Raw genomic sequence first — 2,710 nt, 5'->3', positions numbered from 1 at the left:
GCCGACCCGTACCGGAGTGGTCAGGTACCGGACGCCCCCGCCGGATAGCCGCGCACCGGTCGGTGGGGCGCCTTCGGCAGCCGTTGTCGCGGGTCGCCCGGTCGGCGCTGCCGGCTAGTGCCTCGTCATGCAGCCTTGAACGGGTAATCCGGTTGGCGGATCTTGGAGTTGGTTGCGAAGCCGGTCTTGGATCGGGCGTGTTGGTTGCGCCAGCGGATGTAGTCGCCGATGGCGGCGTCCTGCTCGGTGTGGCTGCGGTGGTCGGTGCCGTTAAGGGCGAAGTAGCGCACGGCGGCGAACTCGGCCTCGATCCAGTTCAGCCAGGACGCGTAGGTCGGCAGGAACACCAGCTCGACCTGGTTGGCGGTGCACCAGGCGTGGACCTCGGGGTGCTTGTGCGGGGAGAAGTTGTCCACGATCAGGTAGAGGCGCTGGTCGGGCCAGCGGCGGCGCAGGGTCTTGAGGAAGCTGAGAAACTCGCGCCACCGTTTCCGGTCGCGGATGCGGTAGTGCAGGCGGCCGGTGGCCAGGTCGAGGGCGGCGATCATGTGACGCACTCCCTGGTCACGGCGGTAGGTGGCCCGCAGCCGAACTGGTTGACCCTGCGGACGCCAGGTCCGGCCGGGGCGGGGTTGTAGGTTCAGTGGCCCGAACTCGTCGACGCACAGGACCGGTTCGTCGGCGGGTGGGTGGTCGTAGAGGTCCAGGACCCGGCGCATCTTGGCGGTGAAGTCGGGGTCGGTGCTGGCCTTCCATGTCTTGGTGGCCTGCCACGAGATTCCACGTTCGTGCAGGATCCGCCGCAGGGTCTCGACGCTGACCGTCGTGAATAGCCGGCGTCGATCAGGAAGTCGCGCAGCTTGGCCAGCGACCAGCAGGAGAACGGTCGGCCGAGGAAGCGGGGGTCGCACCGGGCGATGACGCAGATCCAGTCACGGGTCTGCTCATCAATCCTTCTCGGTGCGCCCCCGCTCCATTCTGGGTCCAGGGTGTCGAACCCCCGCTCGTTGAACGCGTGGATCACGTCCCGCACGTAGTCCTCGGTCACCTTCAACAGGTGGGCGATGTCCGGAGCCGGCTGTCCCTGGGCCGACATCAGCACCACGATCGCCCGGCGCAGCTTCACCGGGTCCTTCGCCGTCCTGGTGATCCGCTGCAACCACATGCTGCCGTTCCGCGGCACCGTCGACGTCGCCTACCAACCCACCGACATGATTGTTGGCCTGTCGAAGCTGGCCCGACTCGTAGAGCACACCGCCAAGCGACCCCAAGTCCAGGAACGCCTGACCCAGCAGATCGCCGCCTACCTCGTCGAACACCTCGCCCCAGCCGGTGTCGGTGTCCTCGTCCGCGCCGAACATCTGTGCATGACCGTACGCGGCGCACAAGCGCCGGGCACCGAGACGATCACCACGGCACTGTTCGGCACACTCCGCTCCGACGCGGCGCTGCGCGACGAGTTCATGCACATCCGAACCGGGCAGCGGTGACATGAGCAGCGCTGCTCCGCGCCAACGCCGTCGCCGCGTCGTTGACATGGCATGACGATCGACGACTGGGTCCGCGCGGTGGTTGCCGCGGCACCGCCGCTGACTCCCGAGCAAGGGGAGACGAACAGACGACTGCTGCCACCAGTGCCAGGACGAGACGGTAGCGGTCTGGACGCAGGGACAGTAGCAGGTAGAGCTGGCGGTACCGGCTCCACCGGCCGCCATGGAGGAATACCCGTGCCCCATGATCAATCCGCCACCGAGTCAACCTGGGACGACGTGCCCGTCCGCGACGACCCACCAGGCAGCGGCTACCACGAGCTCACCGACAACGGGCTGGGTGCCCTCATTGGTTGGCTGAGCGGCGCGGGACGTCTCGTGCGCTGCCCGGACCGCCTTCCCTACATGACGATCGAGGCGTGCACCGGACCCGGCGGAGAGACCCGGCAGACCCGGCCCCGTACGCCCGACGACCAGCGGGTCATCGACGACAGCGTCAACGACTACCTCCACGACGCTGGCGTCCCGGCCAGACCGACCGGCTACCGCTGGTTCCTTCGACTGCCGATGGGCATCAGCGGCGAGCAGGTCGAGTCGACCGTCATCAGCGCGATCGGACAACTGCCGGCAGACCACGTCCGCCCCAGCCAGCAGGCCCCGCGCATCCGCGAGGTCCTCGAGGCCCTCCACGCCGACGAGCCTGGGCTCAGGTGACCGACCGCCGCACCCGAGGTGTTCGGGGCGTGCAGGTCGGCGCCGGGCTAGGGCGAGGTGCTCCGCGATACGGGTAATGCGTGAACTGCTGGTCAGCGTCGTCGCCGTAGGCGTTGCGAGACGGTCGGCTTGGGATTCCGGTCGCCCGGCTGATCTTTGCCTGCCGGACACCCCCGTCGACCAGGCGCCGTGCCAGCCGCGCCCACGACGCGATGTCCGCCGTCTCGGCGAGCGCCTGGACCTCGTCAACGGTGAGCCGTCGACCCAGGCGGGCCTGTGGGCTGGTCCGCCGCCGGGCGTCGACGAGCTATGGCCGGCGCTGACCCTCGTCGGTCATAGCGGCCCTGGTCCGGGCCGGGGCGCGGTGGGTCTCTAGGGCACGGCGGCCGGCGCTGCCGGGCTGAGCCTGATGAAGCGGCACCGGCCGGCCGGATAGGTCCGGTCGGCCGAGGCACCTCCGAGCCTCGGCCGACCGAGCCGGGCCGGTGCCGATCCAACGGGGGAAA

3 protein-coding genes and 1 pseudogene are annotated in these 2,710 nt (G+C 69.2%); 2 read left to right on the top strand and 2 right to left on the bottom strand.

Annotation, left to right across the window (positions count from 1 at the left end; translation table 11 throughout):
• Positions 1 to 125: 125 nt before the first annotated feature.
• Both AWW66_RS33255 and AWW66_RS35830 read right to left on the bottom strand, forming a co-directional pair.
• Complete coding sequence (locus AWW66_RS33255; protein WP_245648583.1) at positions 126 to 911, bottom strand: IS630 family transposase; 786 nt, start codon at positions 909 to 911, stop codon at positions 126 to 128.
• A pseudogene (locus tag AWW66_RS35830) lies at positions 881 to 1,096 on the bottom strand (helix-turn-helix domain-containing protein); the annotation flags it as partial. The gene AWW66_RS33255 and the pseudogene AWW66_RS35830, both read right to left, overlap by 31 nt.
• On the opposite strand from AWW66_RS35830, the gene folE reads away from it, so the two are divergent.
• Both folE and AWW66_RS31860 read left to right on the top strand, forming a co-directional pair.
• Positions 1,065 to 1,490, top strand: a complete 426-nt coding sequence (gene folE, locus AWW66_RS31865) for a GTP cyclohydrolase I (RefSeq protein ID WP_083979301.1) — start codon at positions 1,065 to 1,067, stop codon at positions 1,488 to 1,490. The pseudogene AWW66_RS35830 and the gene folE overlap by 32 nt on opposite strands.
• A gap of 237 nt (positions 1,491 to 1,727) precedes the next feature.
• Positions 1,728 to 2,204, top strand: a complete 477-nt coding sequence (locus tag AWW66_RS31860) for a DUF5956 family protein (RefSeq protein ID WP_067374471.1) — start codon at positions 1,728 to 1,730, stop codon at positions 2,202 to 2,204.
• Positions 2,205 to 2,710 lie beyond the last annotated feature (506 nt).

Origin of the sequence: Micromonospora rosaria (genome assembly GCF_001567585.1) — a bacterium.
Classification (GTDB): domain Bacteria; phylum Actinomycetota; class Actinomycetes; order Mycobacteriales; family Micromonosporaceae; genus Micromonospora; species Micromonospora rosaria.
This window is presented reverse-complemented; position numbering and strand designations above follow the sequence as displayed.